Source organism: Nostoc sp. (assembly GCF_036916985.1).
Classification (GTDB): domain Bacteria; phylum Cyanobacteriota; class Cyanobacteriia; order Cyanobacteriales; family Nostocaceae; genus Nostoc.
The window spans coordinates 114,000-131,994 of sequence record NZ_JBALFD010000022.1 but is presented as its reverse complement, the minus strand read 5'-3'; the positions used below and the strand labels follow the sequence as shown (position 1 = coordinate 131,994).

Genomic DNA, 17,995 nt, shown 5'->3' with positions numbered 1-17,995 from the left:
ATTAAAAAGAGAAATTTTAGGATTTACTTCTGATTTTCCTAGTCTTGTTTATAAAACAGAATTCAGGAGTCAGAATTACAGCAGATTGGGAGTTGTAAGGTACAAAAAGACCCCACCCTAACCCTCCCCTTATAAAGGGGAGGGAACTAGATTTGCTGTTTCCCCAATATATCTATCGGGGGGATTAAGGGGGGTAATTTACTGTAGCCCCTTGCCAATGGAAGGGTATACTTCATTTAGGAACATGGATTAAATAAGATGCAAAACTTCATCCTGTCTCTAGCTTCCCTCTCCTTTATAAGGAGAGGTATTGAGGGTGAGGTAACCCAGGGACATAAATTGTATGTTATTTAATTCTTATTTCTTACTTGCAAAGTGCTGTAATTTTGTACGACTGGCGAATAAATAACTGGGTTTAATACCCCCACAAAACAAGAAAATTTGGTGGTCTTAACTAGGTGACGTAACAAGCAAGAACAATCAGTGCTAAGTCTGTCACTTACTTCTCACAGGGTATCGCCCACTGATAGCGCAGTGGTAGCGAGTCCGTGTCTTGATTCTGAATTCTTCTTCAAAAAACTGGCATCTTCTGATGGCAACAGCTACAACGCCAATAAAGCCCTCCTATACTTATGTGGCGGAGTAAAACGGTTGAACATCCAGGGCAAATATGCCTGCTATTCATTAAGTGCTTGATTGTTGTTATGAAAATAAGCTGTTGAGTGCGATCTGGTTTTAGATACCTTGACCGCAGCATTAAATTGCTTAATAAAGTATCCACTTCAAAACCTGGATTGATTTGATAACTGTGTAACCTCTAGCTAAAAAGCTTTCACAGCTTCCTCTAATTGGTCTTATAAAGAACAGCATAACAACGAGATGTTTGAAATCGAGTATTTACAAGCGTTTGATTTATGGTTGATTTGTATTAATTAAACGTGAATTCGATTGCTCATATAACATCCACCCAATTTGTTTAATCAAAAAACCTCTAAGAAGGTTTTACTACGCAAAACCGTCCCTCTCCGACTCGGAGAGGGACAGACTTGAACTTTAGTTCAAGGCAGGGAGAGGTTTGTCGAACTCACGTTAATTAAGCAAGAAGTTTAACTTTTTCTTATTCATAGATAATGCTGCGATTCACTTCATCTATCTCAGGGCAGATTATGCCTAAATAGACCGCTTACATAATATTAATTGGATCTACATCAATAGTTAAACTTACAGACGAAGGACAAAGCGATCGCACCTCTTCCCAATCTGGCAACTTTGGTAAGGCATCGGGGTCAAATTTAATCAATATCTGCCAGCGATAACGATTAGCTACTCGTAAAATACTGGCTGGTGCTGGGCCTAATATTTCAAATTCTTCTTCTGTACTCAAGGTTGTAGCAATAATTTGCGCCGTATTTTGCACCTGAATCGGGTCGAGACTACTTAAACGCAGCAAAATTAACCGCCCATAAGGAGGATAATTAAGTGCTTGGCGTTGTTCTAATTCCGCTTGAGAGAAAGATTGATAATCGTGCGATCGCACTGCTGCAATTACCTGATGTTCTGTAGTGTAAGTTTGTACAATCACCCTCCCCGGATCATCACCTCTCCCAGCACGTCCGGCGACTTGAGTCAAGGTTTGAAATGCCCGTTCACTGGCGCGATAATCTGATAAATTTAGCAATCCATCGGCGGCGACAACGCCCACAAGTGTCACCTGTGGTAAGTCTAAACCTTTGGTGAGCATTTGCGTACCGACTAACAAATCTGCTTCGCCGTTGGCAAACTGCGTGAGTAGGGTACGATGTGAGCCTTTGTTGCGGGTGGTATCGCTATCAAAACGAATCAAGCGCAACCCTGGAAACTGTCGCGCTAATTCTTGCGTTACCCGTTGAGTACCGCTACCGAAAAATTTCAGGTAAGGGGAACTACAATCAGGGCAAAATTTGGGGTGCGATCGCGCATAGTTACAGTAATGACACCGCAATAATTCCGGCGCTTTTTCTTCGGTGTGGTGATACGCCAGCGACACATCACAATGCGGACATTCCAGCACATATCCGCAACTGCGGCAAGAGACAAAAGTACTGTGTCCCCGGCGATGGATAAATAGAATTCCCTGTTGTTTTCTTTCTTGCAACTCTTGCAAAGCTGCTTGTAGCGATCTACTAAATATAGAACGATTCCCCTGCTGTAACTCTTGCCGCATATCGACTATTTCCACCGGCGGTAAAGGGCGAGAGTTGATCCGTTCAGGCAAACTTAAGTAATGAGTGCTGAGTGCGGAATGAGTGCTGAGTGCTGAGTGCTGAGTGCTGAGTGAGGAGTGAGGAGTTATGAATTCTCCCCCTGCCCCCTGCATCCCCACACTTACCCAACTCTCCAAGGAAGGCGTAGCAGAACCCAACACTAAGGGGCAATTTTCTAATTCGGCTCGCCACTGGGCGACGGTGCGGGCGTGGTAGGTGGGTATAGGGGAATCTTGTTTAAAGCTGCTGTCGTGTTCTTCATCTAAAATAATTAAACCCAAGTTGGGTAAAGGGGCGAAAACGGCGCTACGAGTCCCAATGACAACTTGGGGTTCTCCTGTGAGCATAAGCCGCCAAGTATCGTAACGTTCACCGTCTGAAAGGGCGCTGTGATAGACGCTAACTTTATTACCAAAACGGGCACGAAAACGATCGGTTAGCTGGGGTGTAAGTCCAATTTCTGGGACTAAAACCAGAGCAGATTTACCTTGGTTGAGGAGAGGTGCGATCGCTTGCAAATATACTTCGGTTTTTCCTGAACCTGTCACCCCATGCAATAAAACTTGAGCAAATCCATCTAGTGTCTGGATTGTCGCTAAGGCGCTGGCTTGGGCTGTAGTTAAAGATTTAGCACCATCACCTACTAATGTTGGGCCTTGCTCTGTTCGCAATACTTCCCGTTCTTCAACAACGATGTAACCCTTTTGTGCCAAAGTTTTGAGAATAGAGGAACTAGCATTGCAAATTTGCAGTAATTCGGTTTGCCACAACTCCCCGCCATGTCGCCGCAGCACTTCTAGAATCTCTCGTTGGCGAGTGGTTAACTCTTGGTCAATTATACCTGTGAGCGTGACTGCTTTTTGCAACTTTGGTCGAGTTAGTCGCGGTGGTTCTAAGTAGCTTTCTACTAAACCAAATCGCAATAATTCCCGAATTCCCCGATAAGCAGATTTGACTTTTTGCTGAAGGTAAACAAAACTGTAGTCCCCCGCCGCCTGCCCTTGCAAAAGTTCCCAAACTTGCCGCGCCGTCGGAGTCAAAAAAGCCAAAGGATCGGCAGATCCCAGCAAATAACTACTCCCCCCTGCCCCCCCGCCTTTAACCAGGCGGATACGACGTTGCGATCGCCCCAGCAACCCTGGTGGCAGAGCAACCCGGATTACTTGAATCAGTGGCGTATAGTAATATGCAGCTACTCGATTGAGTAATTCCCAATAAGCACTTGGGAAAAATCCAACGCTGACTATATCTTCTACTTCCCGGATTTTTTCTGGTGGTAAATCGATATTAGGTTGTGCCAGTAACCGAATAGCGATCGCTCCTAATTGTTGTGCCCCAAATGGCACGCTCAAAATATCCCCTGGTTTGATTTCTAACTGGGCTGGCAATCGATAAGTAAATAGTCCTGTACTTCCTGGACAGTCTACTAATACTTCAACCCACCGATTCAGATTTGCACCTGACTGGTATGATTCACCTGCTTGGGCCACTACTAAAGGAGATAAATTTATTTCATTAATATACATACTTGCTGACTTTATATTTAGATATTTTCCTCACGTAGCTGGTTAAAATCAACCTCGCTAAACTAAACTCTGATTTTTCTTTTTCTTAAATTTAAATGGTATTTCTCAATACTGTTATTCTTCATAATACTTGATAATTTTCCTCTTATGTAATCTACTAGACAAATTCGTATCAACTATACATGCAATAAATATTTGGTGCCCACTATACAAATAAAAGCATGTCGGCTATTGCTGCAAAAGTTGCTCTATCTACTAAATATGGAGTAGCCTTTTTCCGCCTATCGGTAGATATTCAAATCTATCTGCTTATGAGATGCTTTTATACAAAGTAAGACCGTACCAAAATTAAGCTGCCATTCCTATAATTTGTATCGTGTAGGCAACTTTAAATCAAATTGGCAATAGATAAATCGAGTAGTAGGTTTTTCTCTTATCTAGTGACATCTAGCACTTAAGACATTAAAAATATTTAGAAAAATATATGAAAGCTTAAGAAAATTGGATGATTAACTGAGATTTTTATATTTGTTAAGGTTGAGAAAGTTTGAGGGGGATTTGACATATTTGATAATTCAGAAAAAAATGAAGAATATATCTGTTGGGAATCCGAGAAAAAAGTTTTGTTGGGTGCTAAGGTAAGTTTCGCTATAGGTTGTATATAACTGTAACCTATAGGTGCTAAGTAGATGCAATTTTTATTTCTGTAGATAAATTAGCATCAGCCTGTATTTCGTCATCTAAAGGGGTGCATCGTCCATTAGGGAAAACTACCAAGCCTCAAAAGAGTAGGTGTAACTAAATTCTGTACCAAATCAAGCAACAATCCCTAAAGGAAACTATGAATATTGTTGAATTAGGAAAAATGGAAATACTGGAGAATGCTGCTGATATTGAAGAACCATCACTCGATAGTTTAAATGCAGTAGCAGAAGAAGAATCTCCAATTGTAGTAGAAAATCTGGAATCAGACGAACGCGATGGAGATGAAATGGCGGCGGCTCGTCCTTCGGGATACAACAAAACCGAACATGATGATGCTGTTGGCGCATTTTTTAAAGAAATGGCGCGTTATCCGCTCTTAAAAGCTGATGAAGAAGTAGAGTTAGCGCGGCGAGTCAGATTTCTAGAAGAAGTCAGAGAAATACAAGCGGCTTTAGAGTTAAAACTGGAACGTGAAGCCAGCAAACTAGAAGTAGCTTCCGAGCTAGAAATGACGGAAAAGCAATTAGAAAGTCGCTTGTATCAAGGGAGAGTAGCGAAACGCAAAATGATTCGCTCAAACTTAAGATTGGTAGTATCTATTGCCAAGCGATATCTAAATCGGGGAGTGCCTTTTCTGGATTTAATTCAGGAAGGAGCAATGGGTTTAAATCGTGCTAGCGAAAAGTTTGATCCCGACAAAGGATATAAGTTTTCTACTTACGCTTATTGGTGGATTAGACAAGCGATTACTAGAGCTATAGCTAACGATGCACGGACAATTCGGCTACCAATACATATTGTTGAAAAGCTTAACAAGCTGAAAAAAGCCCAACGGGAACTCAAGCAAAAACTTTCTCGTAATCCCACCGAAGCTGAAATGGCAGAAGCTTTGGAAATGAGTGTACAACAACTACGCCAGCTACAACAACTACGGCGACAAGCACTTTCTCTCAACCATCGTGTCGGTAAAGAAGAAGACACAGAATTGATGGATTTGCTAGAAGATGAAGACAACTTGTCTCCAGAAGCAAAAATGAATGAAAACATGATGCGTCAGGAGATTTGGGAAGTCTTGGGTGATGTGTTAACTCCACGAGAGAAAGATGTGATTTCTCTGCGCTATGGTTTGACAACCAGCGAACCCTGCACTTTAGAAGAAGTTGGCAATATGTTCAATCTTTCTCGTGAGCGAGTGCGTCAAATTCAAAGCAAAGCCATGCGGAAATTGCGCCGTCCTCACATAGCTAAACGTTTAAAAGGTTGGTTGATTTAATTACATTACTCAAGATAGAGATGCAATACCTAACCTAATTAGTTTTGCAATTCGCAAAAATCAAGCGTTTTGTAGCTTTTTTTGGTTGTTATTTAGTCAATACTCAAAAAAATTGCCCAGTTACCTATAGACTATGGACTATCAACTATGGACTATAGACTAATGACTCCGGGTAATAATTTAATTGTGCGTTTTGCCGAACCAGCCGATTACAGCGCGCTGTTTAAATTAATTGAGGGACTTGCAGAGTATGAAAAATTATCTCACGCTGTTACTGGCAATGCTCTAGCACTTCAGGAGCATTTATTTGGTTCACGGAGATATGTAGAGGCAATCTTAGCGGAATCTGCGGGTCAAGCTGTTGGTTTTGCGCTGTTTTTTCATAATTATTCAACATTTCTGACTAAGCCAGGAATTTATCTGGAAGATTTATTTGTTTTACCAGAATATCGCAGGCAAGGTATTGGTAAGGCTCTCCTGACTAAAGTAGCTCAGATAGCTGTAAAACGTGATTGTGGGCGATTAGAGTGGAGTGTCTTAGATTGGAACGAGTCAGCCCAAGCATTTTACCGTAGTATGGGAGCATCTATATTAGATGATTGGCGAATCTGTCGTGTTACAGAAGATGCGCTGATTCAGTTGGGATCGGTTAAATGAAAAATAAAGGATGAAATATAAAAGATGAAGCAGGAAAATTTTCATCTTGAATATTTCATCCTTAAGTTTTGATGATTTTTTTGATAGAATATCCGAACTTACATAAATACGAAGTAATTTAAGATTGCCATAGTCTAGATGTAGTATTTCGTCAAGAAGCACTTTCTCGTCAGATATTATTGCTGATAACAACCCTAAATCTAAAAAACCTCAAAGATTCAAAAACTAAAAATTTTATTTAATAAAGCGAAGTTTGACAGCCTGTCGTTTGACTATGGTAGCGGCTCAACTGACAATTATGGAGGATATTGCACCGAATAAGCCGTTATTGCAGAGGGAACACGAAATGAAAAAAATGATTACAGTCATGCTGTTAGGCATAGCAATCTTCACCTTTGCCTTCAGTAGTCCAGCTTTGGCGGGGGATGCTGCTAGTGGAGCTAAAGTATTTAGTGCCAATTGTGCTTCTTGTCATGCGGGAGGAAAGAATCTGGTTCAAGCTGCCAAAAACTTGAAGAAGGAAGCTTTGGAAAAGTATGGTTTGTACTCAGCAGAGGCAATTATTACCCAAGTTACAAACGGTAAAAATGCTATGCCTGCTTTCGGCAAACGCTTGAAGCCTGAACAAATTGAAAATGTAGCTGCTTATGTGCTTTCACAAGCAGATAAGGGGTGGAAGTAGACTAAAATCTAACTTCAAAATTTAAGAATTTGCGGGGCTTTTTGTCCCGCCAATTTTGTTGCCACTGAAATGATCAAATAGGATGCTTATACCAATTTTGGATTAAAGAGTCTTTAGAAAAAGACTGTTCCAAAAATATTAAACAATACTACCTATCCTAATTTGGTATTATGAGTAATTTCTGGCGATTATTCTTCAGTATAATTATTGCTTTACCTCTCACTTTCTTGACTTTACCTGTAAATTCTGCACCCATTTTAATTACCCAAATTACAGCAGGTGATTTCTTAGAGTTGGGTGTAGATAAGATGCGAGGCGGTGATTATCAGGAAGCAATAGAGAATTTCAACCAGGCGATTGCACTTGAAAAAGATTTGGCTGTGGCTTATAGCGATCGCTGTCTTGCTTATCTCCAACTACAAGATTACCATCAAGCGATCGCAGATTGTACGCAAGCCATAAATTTTGCACCGAATAACTTTGAGGCTTATCTGAACCGGGGAGTAGCACACTACAGACAAGGGGATTATCCTGCTGCCATTGTCGATCATAACCGAGCGATCGCACTTAAACCCTACGATTTTCGAGCTTACTACAACCGAGGGTTAGCCCGTGCTGGGGATGGGAAAGACTCAGAGGCAATTCTTGACTTTAATTTAGCCCTAACTCAAATTCCTCGAATAACTAGCTTACTGCTTGCAGATATCTATAATGACCGAGGTTTAGCGCATTTTGTCTTGCAAGATACCCAAGCTGCGATGCTCGACTTTAGTTTAGCAATTCGCCTCAATGCTAAGGATTATAGAGCGTACTTTAACCGAGCTTGTGCTTGCGGCCGAAACGGAGATGACTTTGGTGCAGTGCGTGATTTTTCTCAAGTAATCAAACTTAACCCCAGTAATGCCCAGGCTTATGTTAATCGGGGGATAGCTCAGTATCGCTTAGGATATCATTTAGCTGCGATCGCTGATTTACAAAAAGCATCTGAGTACTTTGAAAACCAAGGAAAGAGAGTTGCCTACGAAAAAACTCTAGATTTACTGAAGAATCTGCGACAAAAAATCTCCTTTGCAACTGAAATCGCTCTTTTATAAGACTTTCAGCACTATGCAGGGTATCCACCAGCTTGAAAAATCTGTTCAGCGGTTAAGTTTAATTCGGGGAAAAGAGGTGAGATAATGCGATCGCTACCTTGAAACTGGCTGACTTCATATTCTCCATCAATTAAAGTGTAGAGCGAGACAGTTGGTTGTTTAGGGTTGCCAATAAATCGCCTACCGCCTAAAGCAGCATAATCTACAATCCAGTATTCTGGGATGCCTACAGCCTCATAGTCAGCAGCTTTTTTTAAATAATCATCACGCCAATTGCTACTCACTACCTCAATTACTAAGGCTATTGATTCTGCTTGGCTTACAGTAGATTCTTTTTTCCACAAAGGTTCGTTTACCAAGTTGGGGCGATTTAATATCAGCACATCTGGTGAGTAAGCAGATTCATTTTCAGGCGGTTTGACTAATACTGTTTTAGGTATGAAGTAGGGGAGATTTAAACGAATACATTCTCTAGTAACTTCAAAAGCTAAAAATCCAACTACCTCTTCATGGTAGCCTGTGGGTTGCGGCATCTCTACAATTACTCCATCATGCAATTCATAACGTTTTCCTGTTTTGTCAGGATATTTAGCAACGAATTCATCGAAGGTAACTAGTTTGGGTAAGGTTTGAATCATAAATTATTGTCTTCTATTGTGTTTGTGAAGCATCCATTTTTCTCAATACTAACGTAATTCGTAATTGTTACAGGGTAAAGGTATTTGAGTCTTATTATTTTTCGCTTTTTGGAGGCTAGCTTGCTTATGAAGCAATACAGTTCAGATAAGCCCGAAACACTTGTAGAGACGGCGATAAATCGCGTCTCGGAAACCCAACATTGCTCGGATGGAGTGTTGGGGTGTTGGGTTTCGTTCCTCAACCCAATCAACAAATTTTTTTGTAACTAATCTTTTTGTCGCAATTCCAGATTTGTTAGAGGATGCAAATAATCAATTATTTCTTGATACCCCCAATATATAGCTTTATCTAAAGCTGTTTCTCCTTCTTTATTTGTCGCATTTATATATACACATCCTGTTTCCACTAAAAATTTAACTATTTCAAATTTTCCATTATTAGCAGCAACCATTAAAGGAGTGAAATTACTAGAATTTAGATGGTTGATATTAGCTCCTGCTTCAATCAAAATTTTAATTATATCAACACGTTCTATTAATACTGCCCTATGAATAGGAGGATCATCAATACCACCCAAATCAGGATTAGCTCCTGCTTGAAGTAATAGTTTGAGTATCTCAAGATTACCCAATGAGGTTGATAATCCTAATGGTGTAGTTTGAATATATTGATATAAATGTACATCTGCTCCTGCTTCAATAAGAAGCTTAATAACTTCTATACGAAGCAAATTAATCGCCTTTATTAATGGAGTTAGCCTGGTATGCGAATGTTTATGATTTATGTTTACTCCATTAGAAATAAGTTCGCTTATCTTAGATAAGTTATTATCAAGAACTGCATCAAATATGTCAGTAATTTCTTGATTTAAATTATTCATATTTATGGAATCGTTGAAGCATTATAGTAACCTTATAGAAAAATATCTTTCTCTATAAGAGGTTGTTTGAAAAGTCCTATTGTAGGTATCAAAACGTTCTAGATCCCCCTAAATCCCCCTTCAAAAGGGGAACTTTAATTCTGGTTCCCCCCTTTATAAGGGGGGTTAGGGGGGATCAACAAGTGCCTAAAATCACAGTCAAATACTTTTCAAACATCCTCTAAGGTTAAGTCTCTTTTTTTCCTCTTATTGCTAACCGATCAGGCGTAACACCATCAGAGAACGATCCGTAACTGGTAAAGTTTGAGAGCCTGAAACTAGTTTTCCCCGATCTAAAAAGCGAGGTTCATTAGTGTCAATTACTATCTCCCATACTTTTTCTTTAAATTCATTGGGCAAAGCAAAGTCAATTAGCTCGTAATGAGCGTTAAAAAACAACAGAAAACTTTCATCAATAATCCGCTCACCACGATCCCCTGGAGTAGCAATTCCCTGCCCATTCAAAAAAATCTCCATTACTTTGGCATAACTAACTAGCCATTGCTTCTCGGTCATTTCACTGCCATCAGAATTAAACCAAGCAATATCATTAATGCCTAAACCGTGAATGGGGCGACCTTGAAACCACTTACGCCGTCGAAATACTGGATGCTGATTACGAAAATTAATTAGTTCACGTGTAAAGTCTAGTAAATCCGAGTTCGCTTTATGCAAATCCCAATGCCGCCAGGAAATTTCATTGTCTTGGCAGTAAACATTATTATTTCCCTTTTGACTACAGCCAATTTCATCCCCCTCTAATAACATTGGGACACCTTGAGATAGCATTAGAGTTGCTAAAAAGTTTCGTCGTTGTCGTTCGCGCAAACGCATTACTTCTGGATCGTCGGTTTCGCCTTCTGCGCCACAATTCCACGATCTATTATGGCTTTCACCATCTCTACTGTCTTCCCTGTTTGCCTCGTTATGTTTTTCGTTGTAGCTGACCAAATCATTTAACGTGAAACCATCATGAGCAGTGATGAAATTAATACTTGCATTTGGGTTGCGCCCGTTTGTTTGATACAGGTCAGGACTACCGGTAAAACAGTAAGCAAATTGTCCTAAACTATCATCTACACCACGCCAAAAATCTCTGACTGTATCCCGATATCTTCCATTCCATTCAGACCAACGCAGTGGAAAATTCCCGACTTGATAGCCGCCTTCTCCTAAATCCCAAGGTTCAGCAATGAGCTTCACATCTGCCAAGATTGGGTCTTGATGAATAATATCAAAGAAAGCTGATAGGTTATCTACCTCATATAATTCCCGTGCCAGCGCCGAGGCCAAATCAAATCGGAAGCCATCTACATGCATTTCTATTACCCAATAGCGCAGGCTATCCATGATTAACTTCAGAACTTGAGCATGTCGCACATTCAGAGAGTTACCGCAGCCTGTAAAATCCATGTAGTAGCGAGGATCGTCCTTTACCAAACGGTAATATACAGAATTATCAATACCTCGCAAAGATAGCGTTGGCCCGAAATGATTTCCTTCGCCTGTGTGGTTGTAAACTACATCTAAAATAACTTCAATTCCAGCAAAATGTAGTGCCTTGACCATTTGCTTGAATTCAGCGACTTGTTGTCCCCCAGTACCACTAGCACTGTAACTAGAATAGGGTGCAAAATAGTTGATGGAATCGTAGCCCCAGTAATTCTTTAATCCTTTGTCTTCTAAATGTCCTGGATGAGATAGAAAATGATGTACTGGCATCAATTCAACTGCTGTAATTCCCAATTGCAGTAAGTGTTGAATTGCGGCCGGATGCGCCAACCCGGCATAAGTGCCGCGCAACTCTTCTGGAATACCTGGATGTAGTTTAGTAAAACCTTTGACGTGAGTTTCATAAATAACAGTTGTATGCCAAGGTGTCGTAAGCAGTTGATCTCCTTCCCAATCAAAAGATTGATCGACCACAACACACTTGGGCATTATTTTGGCATCATCTAATTCAGAAAAAACTAAGTCTTTTTCCTCAGCGTCTAGAGAGTAGCCAAAGACAGATGGATCGTTACTAAATTCACCGTCAATTGCTTTAGCGTAGGGGTCAATCAATAGTTTGTTGGGATTAAATCGATGACCTACTTCTGGTGCCCACATTCCATGCACTCTAAACCCATACTTTTGACCTGGCCCAACTCCTGGTAAATAACCATGCCAAACAAAATTGTTTTTTTCTGTCAGAGGTAAGCGAATTTCTTCGTCATCACTATCAAATAAACAAAGTTCTACCCCTGTTGCATTTTCCGAAAATAAAGCAAAGTTTGTTCCTTTACCATCCCAAGTTGCACCTAAAGGATATACTTTACCTGGCCATAAAGTTACATACATAAGTAAATCTTGAATGATTTGTTTTTCGCTAAATAATTGATTTCGACTTTTTTGAATAATTAGTCAAAATTGAAAGTTACTAATAATTCGTTAAAATCACTAACATTAAAATCTAACTGATAAATAATGTTATCTGCTCTATCATTAGCAATATAAATCTCTATTCCTTAAGTCAGAAAAATTCCAGATTTGAAGCGATCGCACAGCGTAGGGTAGTTATGGAAATTGCGATCGCTTCGGCGGGACTAACCCCGGTGGAGATTGAAAATTAATATAAATCTTATGTACGATACATTCATATTTTACAATTGTGTGCTAGCATGCCATTCCACATCTATCTTAGGTTAAGTTAATTTATCAAATTATTCTCCCCATTGGGGGATGTAAAAAAAAATACCTTGTTGTTAGTTTATGTAATAGGTGAATTAACTACAAGCTGGAGATAAAAACCATGAGTATCGAAAAAAGAATAGAAGCTACTGCAAAAAATATTGAAGGAAAAATTCAAGAGGTTGTGGGTGAAATAACCGGTAATCCACAAGAGAAAGCTGAAGGACAAGCAAAGCAAGCTGAAGCCCAAGTTTCTCACACTGTAGAAAACATTAAGGACGAAGTTAAGAAAATTGTAGACTAATTTAGAGTGGTGTTCAGATCCCCGACTTCTTGAAGAAGTCGGGGATCTAACAGCCCAACAAAATTAATCGTATAGACCACTAGTACAAGAAGGCAAAAGTAAAAAGGCAAAAGTAAAAAGAAAGAATGCTTATTTTGTAAGCTTTCTGGCTATTTAAAATGCGTGGTTTATTTACGCCGTGGTGTACTAGCTATAGGACTCCGATTTTATTTCTGAAAACATACTGAGACTGAAAAGCCTGTTTTATAAGGGTTTTATGTGAAATCTTGTTCAAAAATCAGATATTAATCCTATATAATTTATTAGTATTTATTAGTAATAATCTAATATTAATTTAATTACTCCACTAACTTAGAGAAAGTGGAGGTTTTGTATTAGCTTAAAAGCGAAATCAGATATTCAATTCAATCCGGTTCAGTTACAGCAGTTTTCACGTAAATAGTGATCGGAAATATCAAATTCCATGACTTTTGCCAATTACCCAATTACGTCGGAAAAACCGAGCTAAAGCTGATTCTTCTAAGGATAGATGAATTGGGCGGCCGTGGGGACATGTGCGGGGATTGCGTGTGCGTTGCCAATTATCTAAAAGTGTCTGCATTTCTTGGTGATTCATGGGTGTACCGTTACGAATGGCACTACGACAGGCGACGGCTACTTGGGCTGTTTGTAAGTCGCCTCCCCAACTAAGTTCTAAAATGGCTTCTGCACAGTCGTCTCGCTGTTGCAAAGGTGCAGGTATGTTTCTGACAGCCCAAAGTTGTTCGCCAAAGGGTTCTATTTCTAAACCGATGCGTTGCAGTTGCGATACCTGCGCTGGCGACAATTGATAAAGAATGATTGGCGGTTCGACGGGGACAAGTTGCCAATCATCACATAATTGCTCATATAAAACTCGTTCATGGGCAATGTGCTGTTCTACTAACCACATCCCACTTGAATGTTCCGCCACAATGTAGGTGTTGCTAACTTGAGCGACAGCTTTTAGGGAGTTAGGAGTTGGGAGTGAGGAGTTAGGAGTTTTGTGATTTTCGTTGGGATTTTGAGGATGAAAATTGTAACCGCCTTTAGCTTCTGCGGCTTTGAGTAATTTACTAACTCGTGTTGTGTGAACAGCTTCTTTGAGATTGGTAGAAGAAATGCTGAGTGCTTGGTTAATTGCTTGGGTAATTTGCTCTTGCCAATAAACGATTTCGTTGAGGTAAATTTCTGTTTTTGCGGGATTGCGATTCCAGTTAATTTGATCTGGGGAAATGGCAAGATGTAAGAAACAAATTGGATAGCGATCGCGCGGTAATGTTCTGTGAAATGCTGATAATATGGTTTGCTCTAGTTCCGGTGTCTTAACCATTCTGCCGTTAATGGCTACACGTACCCAATCTGGACGATGACGATGACAGCGATCGGGTAATCCTATCACTAAAGTGAGTGCTGAGTGCTGAGTGCTGAGTGCTGAGTGGGGGGTGGGGAGTGGGGAGTGGGGAGTGGGGAGTGAGGAGTTAGGAGTGGGGAGTGGGGAGTGGGGAGTGGGGAGTGAGGAGTTAGGAGTGGGGAGTGGGGAGTGGGGAGTGGGGAGTGAGGAGTTAGGAATGCTGAATTCTGAATTCTGAGTTCTGTGTTCTGAGTTTAGTGGGTTGGGTATTTCGAGTTTTATTTCTTGCAAGTCACCTTGTCGCACCTGGGGTAAAATCTGCGGTAGGAGTTGCCCTGTTGTGGCAGCTGGACAGATGGTGAACCATTGACGATCGTTTTGCCAAATCTGCCAGGTGATATGGGGATGACAGAGGGCGATTTGGTGAATTGTGGCTTGCACAGCTTTCATTTGCTGTGCAGCTGTGGGTAATCCCTGACGACGAGATGAGCAATTACCGAAAAGATGAGAAACTGTAACCACTGTACCAGGTGCGATCGCAGTTGCTTCAACTTGCACAACTTTCCCACCATCACCATAAATCATCCGCCATCCCAATTTTCCGCCTACAGGACGACTCAAAATTTCCAAATCTGCCAGAGTCGTTAAACTGTGCAACGCCTCACCACGAAACCCCAAACTGTGAATTTTCCATAAATCGGCACTAGAGCGAATTTTACTTGTGCTGTGGGCTGTGGCTGCTTGTTGCAAATCATCTAGATTCATTCCACAACCATTATCTGCCACACGAATTCGCCATTGCTGCGGCCATAGAGAAACCACAATTCGCGTTGCACCTGCGTCTAGGGAATTTTCTACCAATTCCCGCACCACAGAGGCTAAAGAGTCGATTACCTCTCCAGCTGTAATGAGATATACGACTTCTGTTGGTAGAGCTTGAATAGTAGATGCCATAAATTATAGTTTATAGCTTCTGGGGGCAATGGAGATAGAGAGGTGAATTACAACATGAATATCTCTAGATGGTCGTTAATTACTTTCCCTGATTGCCAAAACTTTAGGTGATTCGGGTTTGAGTAAACCGTTCAACAGGGATGCAGGAGGTTGACTATAAGGCCAAGCAAAAGCATGACGGAAAGCTGCATCTTGACAAGCGTGTAATTGTTCAAAACTAATAATGTTGTAAGTCAAGAGATTTTCATACTCAAATGGTAGACGAACATTGTGTAATCCAGCATTATCAGTGCAGATAGCGATATCAACCCCAGCATCAAAACAACGATCAAAGACTAATTTGAGTTGACGTATATCTTGCAAAGTACCAGTTTTAAGGTAAGTTGTGGGGCAAACCTCTAAACACTGTCCGCGTTTAGCCACATCATTAAGTAACTCTGGATATAGTAAGGGAATTTGGATGCCGTGACCGATTCGCATTAGATAGGGTAACAGTTCTGGGTAACAACCTGCGGTGGTTTCATATAGATGTCCCGTGGTGTTAACGCCTAGCGATCGCGCATAATCATATAGACTAATCCATTCTTCTAAGCGATCGGCGTAATAGCTATCACCCCCCGCTACATCTACTGCACAGACATACTGTTGATTTTGCGCCGCCAAATCAACAATCGCCTTGTTCACCTCATAAGGTAGACGCGTGTGCATACAGAGAATTTGGCTAGTAACAATCGGATATTCTGGCTGGTGGCTGGCAAGTCCTACTACTTGCACAATTTCTGCCATCTTGTCAATTCTTTCGGATTGACTCAAATGCTCAGGTGTCCGCAGATAAGGAGTGTAGCGCAGTTCCAGATAAGCCAAATTTTCAAATATGTAAGCACCGCGCACCAAGCGATAGATAAAGTAAGGCAAAGTCTCCACAGTTTGCACACTTTCTACCAGGGTGTGTAATTCTAGATACTCATCTAGGGTGTTACGTGGGCGGGTATAAAAATCTTCAAATTCTGAATAGTCAGCAAAGCGGGAAATCAACTCCGAAGCATGTCGCTCGAAATATTGCCATAAAACTCGTGGTACAACCGAGCCGCCCAGATGTCTATGTAATTCAGCATATAAAGCCATAGTGGTATTTTTAGGTAAAAATTTCAATAATTGTAACAAAAACATAGACAGAAAAAATCTGTCATCGTAAAAATTTAGCTCCCAAATCCCCAGACATGACGCTCGTGACGCAGGGTTTCATGGTCATTTATATCTTTATAGCCCATGATTAAGCCATATATTCTTTGTGCGATTAAGCTCTGAACTGGATGTGAAATTTTATCGTAAATTAAAGGGTTTAAGACCCCTCTTTTCTCAAGTCTTGTGAGAAATCCGGGAATAGAGTATGACATGGCAGGAGGAGTGCCTAAGACCCAGCGTCGTAAGGGACTACGAGGCAAGTCGCCAACTACCAGATCGCAGCAACCGTCATTTGTTGCTGACATTAGCAGCAACGGAAATGGCAAAAAATCAGCAGCAACAAGCTAGGATGTGTGCGATTATTCAAAACTTGTTAACAAACTTTATAGGCATCTTCAAAAATTAATTAGACGTTGCTCAAAATCCTTCGTAAGCAGAATTCATGTAGACGCGGAGCGGCTTCCCGCAGGGTATTCTGCCTGCATCATTTTTACCAGAGATTTGGGTCTAATATAAAATCTCTAAGAGATAAGTAGGTAAATTGGCATGAGTGAAACTACAGAAACGATTTTCAGCAAAATCATTAGTCGGGAAATTCCGGCTGATATTGTTTATGAGGATAATTTAGCCCTGGCATTCAAAGACATCCATCCCCAAGCGCCGACTCATATCCTGGTCATTCCCAAAAAACCCCTGGCTACACTAGCTGATGCTGAATCTGAGGATCATGCTCTATTGGGTCATCTTTTGTTAACCGTCAAACGTGTTGCAGAAGAAGCGGGACTGAAAAATGGTTATCGAGTTGTCATCAACACTGGTGATGATGGTGGTCAAACAGTCCATCATTTACATTTACATATTTTAGGAGGACGGCAGTTAGATTGGCCCCCTGGCTAATAAAACCAAATGAATTGCGTCTAGAGACGCAATTCATCAGTGAAAAAATCACTTAAGTGTGCGGTAGTGTAAAAACAACTCACTTCCAACCTGACGAGTTTCAACGAGTTGAAGATGAGGAGCAGCACTAGGAATAAAACCTTCTCCCTCCACTGGGCTAGGGGCGTTCTTTCCTCCATAAATGACTGGCCAAATGGTTAACCACCAATCGTCAATTCGTCCTGCCTGCAATAGAGCAGCTGTTAAAGAGCCGCCTCCCAAAGCAACAACTTTGTGAATACCCCGGTCTGCCATCAAGGTATAGGCTCGATCCCAGTCTAGGTTTGTATCTCCCAAATCAATTAATTCAGCCAGTTTGTGGAGGATTGTTGCATCAGAATTGCGCTCTAAACCAGTCCGTGTGGTGAATATCCATCGGTCAATGTCCTGACTCAAAAAAGGCAAGTCCAGCGATAGGTCTAGGGAACCTGAGACAACACAGGTAATCGGCTGAGGAGACTGACCCCGAACCTCACGTGCTGCCAACAACTCAGGATTGCGAATTGAAAAAGTTCCTCCCTCAGCCCGAATTGTCCCTGCTCCTACCAGGACTAAATCGGCAAGAGAAACTTGATACTCCAAGTGTGCTTGATCGGCTACATCGGATTCACGAGGCGCTTTCGGATCTACGGCACTAATTTTTCCATCGGCCGTCATGGCAAGAACCACAGTTGTTTGGATAGCTGACATGATTACCTTTTAACGATTCTTTCTAATATTACAAAAAAAGGGAATAGGGAATAGAGAACAAAAGGTTTCCAGTTAAGAGTTCTCTAAAACTTTAGTTCTGAGTTTTGAGCTTCAGTCAAAAAAAAACTCGTAGAGAAGTACGGCTT

14 protein-coding genes are annotated in these 17,995 nt (G+C 41.0%); 7 read left to right on the top strand and 7 right to left on the bottom strand.

The genetic code is table 11. From position 1 onward, the window contains the following. Positions 1-1,183: 1,183 nt before the first annotated feature. On the bottom strand, positions 1,184-3,769 hold the full coding sequence (gene priA, locus V7L07_RS08800) for a primosomal protein N' (RefSeq protein WP_335056924.1): 2,586 nt from the start codon (positions 3,767-3,769) through the stop codon (positions 1,184-1,186). An 805-nt stretch (positions 3,770-4,574) separates the two neighbouring features. Between priA and V7L07_RS08795 the strand changes: the two genes are divergently transcribed. The 4 genes from V7L07_RS08795 (at position 4,575) to V7L07_RS08780 (ending at position 8,180) form a co-directional block, all read left to right on the top strand. After that, on the top strand, positions 4,575-5,747 hold the full coding sequence (locus V7L07_RS08795; protein WP_335057093.1) for an RpoD/SigA family RNA polymerase sigma factor: 1,173 nt from the start codon (positions 4,575-4,577) through the stop codon (positions 5,745-5,747). 162 nt (positions 5,748-5,909) lie between these two features. After that, on the top strand, positions 5,910-6,404 hold the full coding sequence (locus V7L07_RS08790) for a GNAT family N-acetyltransferase (protein WP_335056922.1): 495 nt from the start codon (positions 5,910-5,912) through the stop codon (positions 6,402-6,404). 346 nt (positions 6,405-6,750) lie between these two features. Then, a complete protein-coding gene (gene petJ, locus V7L07_RS08785) occupies positions 6,751-7,086 on the top strand; it encodes a cytochrome c6 PetJ (RefSeq protein ID WP_334776111.1) in 336 nt (111 codons plus the stop codon). Positions 7,087-7,256: 170 nt separating this feature from the next. Then, positions 7,257-8,180, top strand: coding sequence for a tetratricopeptide repeat protein (locus V7L07_RS08780; protein ID WP_335056920.1), 924 nt, complete (start codon positions 7,257-7,259; stop codon positions 8,178-8,180). Positions 8,181-8,191: 11 nt separating this feature from the next. Here the strand turns inward: V7L07_RS08780 and V7L07_RS08775 are convergent, their stop codons facing one another. The 3 genes from V7L07_RS08775 to glgX form a co-directional block, all read right to left on the bottom strand. Beyond that, a complete protein-coding gene (locus V7L07_RS08775) occupies positions 8,192-8,818 on the bottom strand; it encodes a Uma2 family endonuclease (protein ID WP_335056918.1) in 627 nt (208 codons plus the stop codon). 266 nt (positions 8,819-9,084) lie between these two features. Next, positions 9,085-9,699, bottom strand: a complete 615-nt coding sequence (locus tag V7L07_RS08770) for an ankyrin repeat domain-containing protein (RefSeq protein WP_335056916.1) — start codon at positions 9,697-9,699, stop codon at positions 9,085-9,087. 252 nt (positions 9,700-9,951) lie between these two features. After that, on the bottom strand, positions 9,952-12,078 hold the full coding sequence (glgX, locus tag V7L07_RS08765) for a glycogen debranching protein GlgX (RefSeq protein WP_335056914.1): 2,127 nt from the start codon (positions 12,076-12,078) through the stop codon (positions 9,952-9,954). A gap of 451 nt (positions 12,079-12,529) precedes the next feature. Here glgX and V7L07_RS08760 point away from each other — a divergent pair, with 451 nt between their 5' ends. After that, positions 12,530-12,712 carry a CsbD family protein gene (locus tag V7L07_RS08760; RefSeq protein ID WP_179064105.1) on the top strand — a complete coding sequence of 61 codons (183 nt, stop codon included), beginning with the start codon at positions 12,530-12,532 and terminating at the stop codon, positions 12,710-12,712. Between the two features lie 454 nt (positions 12,713-13,166). Here the strand turns inward: V7L07_RS08760 and mutL are convergent, their stop codons facing one another. Together mutL and V7L07_RS08750 are read right to left on the bottom strand one after the other, a co-directional pair. Next, positions 13,167-15,038 (bottom strand): DNA mismatch repair endonuclease MutL, encoded by a 1,872-nt coding sequence (gene mutL / locus V7L07_RS08755; RefSeq protein ID WP_335056911.1) that lies wholly within the window; start codon positions 15,036-15,038, stop codon positions 13,167-13,169. 75 nt (positions 15,039-15,113) lie between these two features. Next, complete coding sequence (locus V7L07_RS08750; RefSeq protein ID WP_335056909.1) at positions 15,114-16,163, bottom strand: adenosine deaminase; 1,050 nt, start codon at positions 16,161-16,163, stop codon at positions 15,114-15,116. A 265-nt stretch (positions 16,164-16,428) separates the two neighbouring features. Between V7L07_RS08750 and V7L07_RS08745 the strand changes: the two genes are divergently transcribed. Further along, the gene (locus V7L07_RS08745; protein ID WP_335056907.1) at positions 16,429-16,629 is read left to right on the top strand and encodes a hypothetical protein; all 201 of its coding nucleotides are present in this window, start codon (positions 16,429-16,431) and stop codon (positions 16,627-16,629) included. A gap of 140 nt (positions 16,630-16,769) precedes the next feature. Further along, positions 16,770-17,120 carry a histidine triad nucleotide-binding protein gene (locus tag V7L07_RS08740; protein WP_179064094.1) on the top strand — a complete coding sequence of 117 codons (351 nt, stop codon included), beginning with the start codon at positions 16,770-16,772 and terminating at the stop codon, positions 17,118-17,120. A 48-nt stretch (positions 17,121-17,168) separates the two neighbouring features. On the opposite strand, the gene V7L07_RS08735 is transcribed toward V7L07_RS08740, so the two are convergent. Continuing rightward, a complete protein-coding gene (locus tag V7L07_RS08735) occupies positions 17,169-17,849 on the bottom strand; it encodes a RibD family protein (RefSeq protein ID WP_335056905.1) in 681 nt (226 codons plus the stop codon). Positions 17,850-17,995 lie beyond the last annotated feature (146 nt).

Bases quoted from the DNA above. Each gene is read 5' to 3' on its own strand.
- priA (WP_335056924.1), bottom strand. From the start codon at position 3,769: ATGTATATTAATGAAATAAATTTATCTCCTTTAGTAGTGGCCCAAGCA.
- V7L07_RS08790 (WP_335056922.1), top strand. From the start codon at position 5,910: ATGACTCCGGGTAATAATTTAATTGTGCGTTTTGCCGAACCAGCCGAT.
- petJ (WP_334776111.1), top strand. From the start codon at position 6,751: ATGAAAAAAATGATTACAGTCATGCTGTTAGGCATAGCAATCTTCACC.
- V7L07_RS08780 (WP_335056920.1), top strand. From the start codon at position 7,257: ATGAGTAATTTCTGGCGATTATTCTTCAGTATAATTATTGCTTTACCT.
- V7L07_RS08775 (WP_335056918.1), bottom strand. From the start codon at position 8,818: ATGATTCAAACCTTACCCAAACTAGTTACCTTCGATGAATTCGTTGCT.
- V7L07_RS08770 (WP_335056916.1), bottom strand. From the start codon at position 9,699: ATGAATAATTTAAATCAAGAAATTACTGACATATTTGATGCAGTTCTT.
- glgX (WP_335056914.1), bottom strand. From the start codon at position 12,078: ATGTATGTAACTTTATGGCCAGGTAAAGTATATCCTTTAGGTGCAACT.
- V7L07_RS08760 (WP_179064105.1), top strand. From the start codon at position 12,530: ATGAGTATCGAAAAAAGAATAGAAGCTACTGCAAAAAATATTGAAGGA.
- mutL (WP_335056911.1), bottom strand. From the start codon at position 15,038: ATGGCATCTACTATTCAAGCTCTACCAACAGAAGTCGTATATCTCATT.
- V7L07_RS08750 (WP_335056909.1), bottom strand. From the start codon at position 16,163: ATGGCTTTATATGCTGAATTACATAGACATCTGGGCGGCTCGGTTGTA.
- V7L07_RS08745 (WP_335056907.1), top strand. From the start codon at position 16,429: ATGACATGGCAGGAGGAGTGCCTAAGACCCAGCGTCGTAAGGGACTAC.
- V7L07_RS08740 (WP_179064094.1), top strand. From the start codon at position 16,770: ATGAGTGAAACTACAGAAACGATTTTCAGCAAAATCATTAGTCGGGAA.
- V7L07_RS08735 (WP_335056905.1), bottom strand. From the start codon at position 17,849: ATGTCAGCTATCCAAACAACTGTGGTTCTTGCCATGACGGCCGATGGA.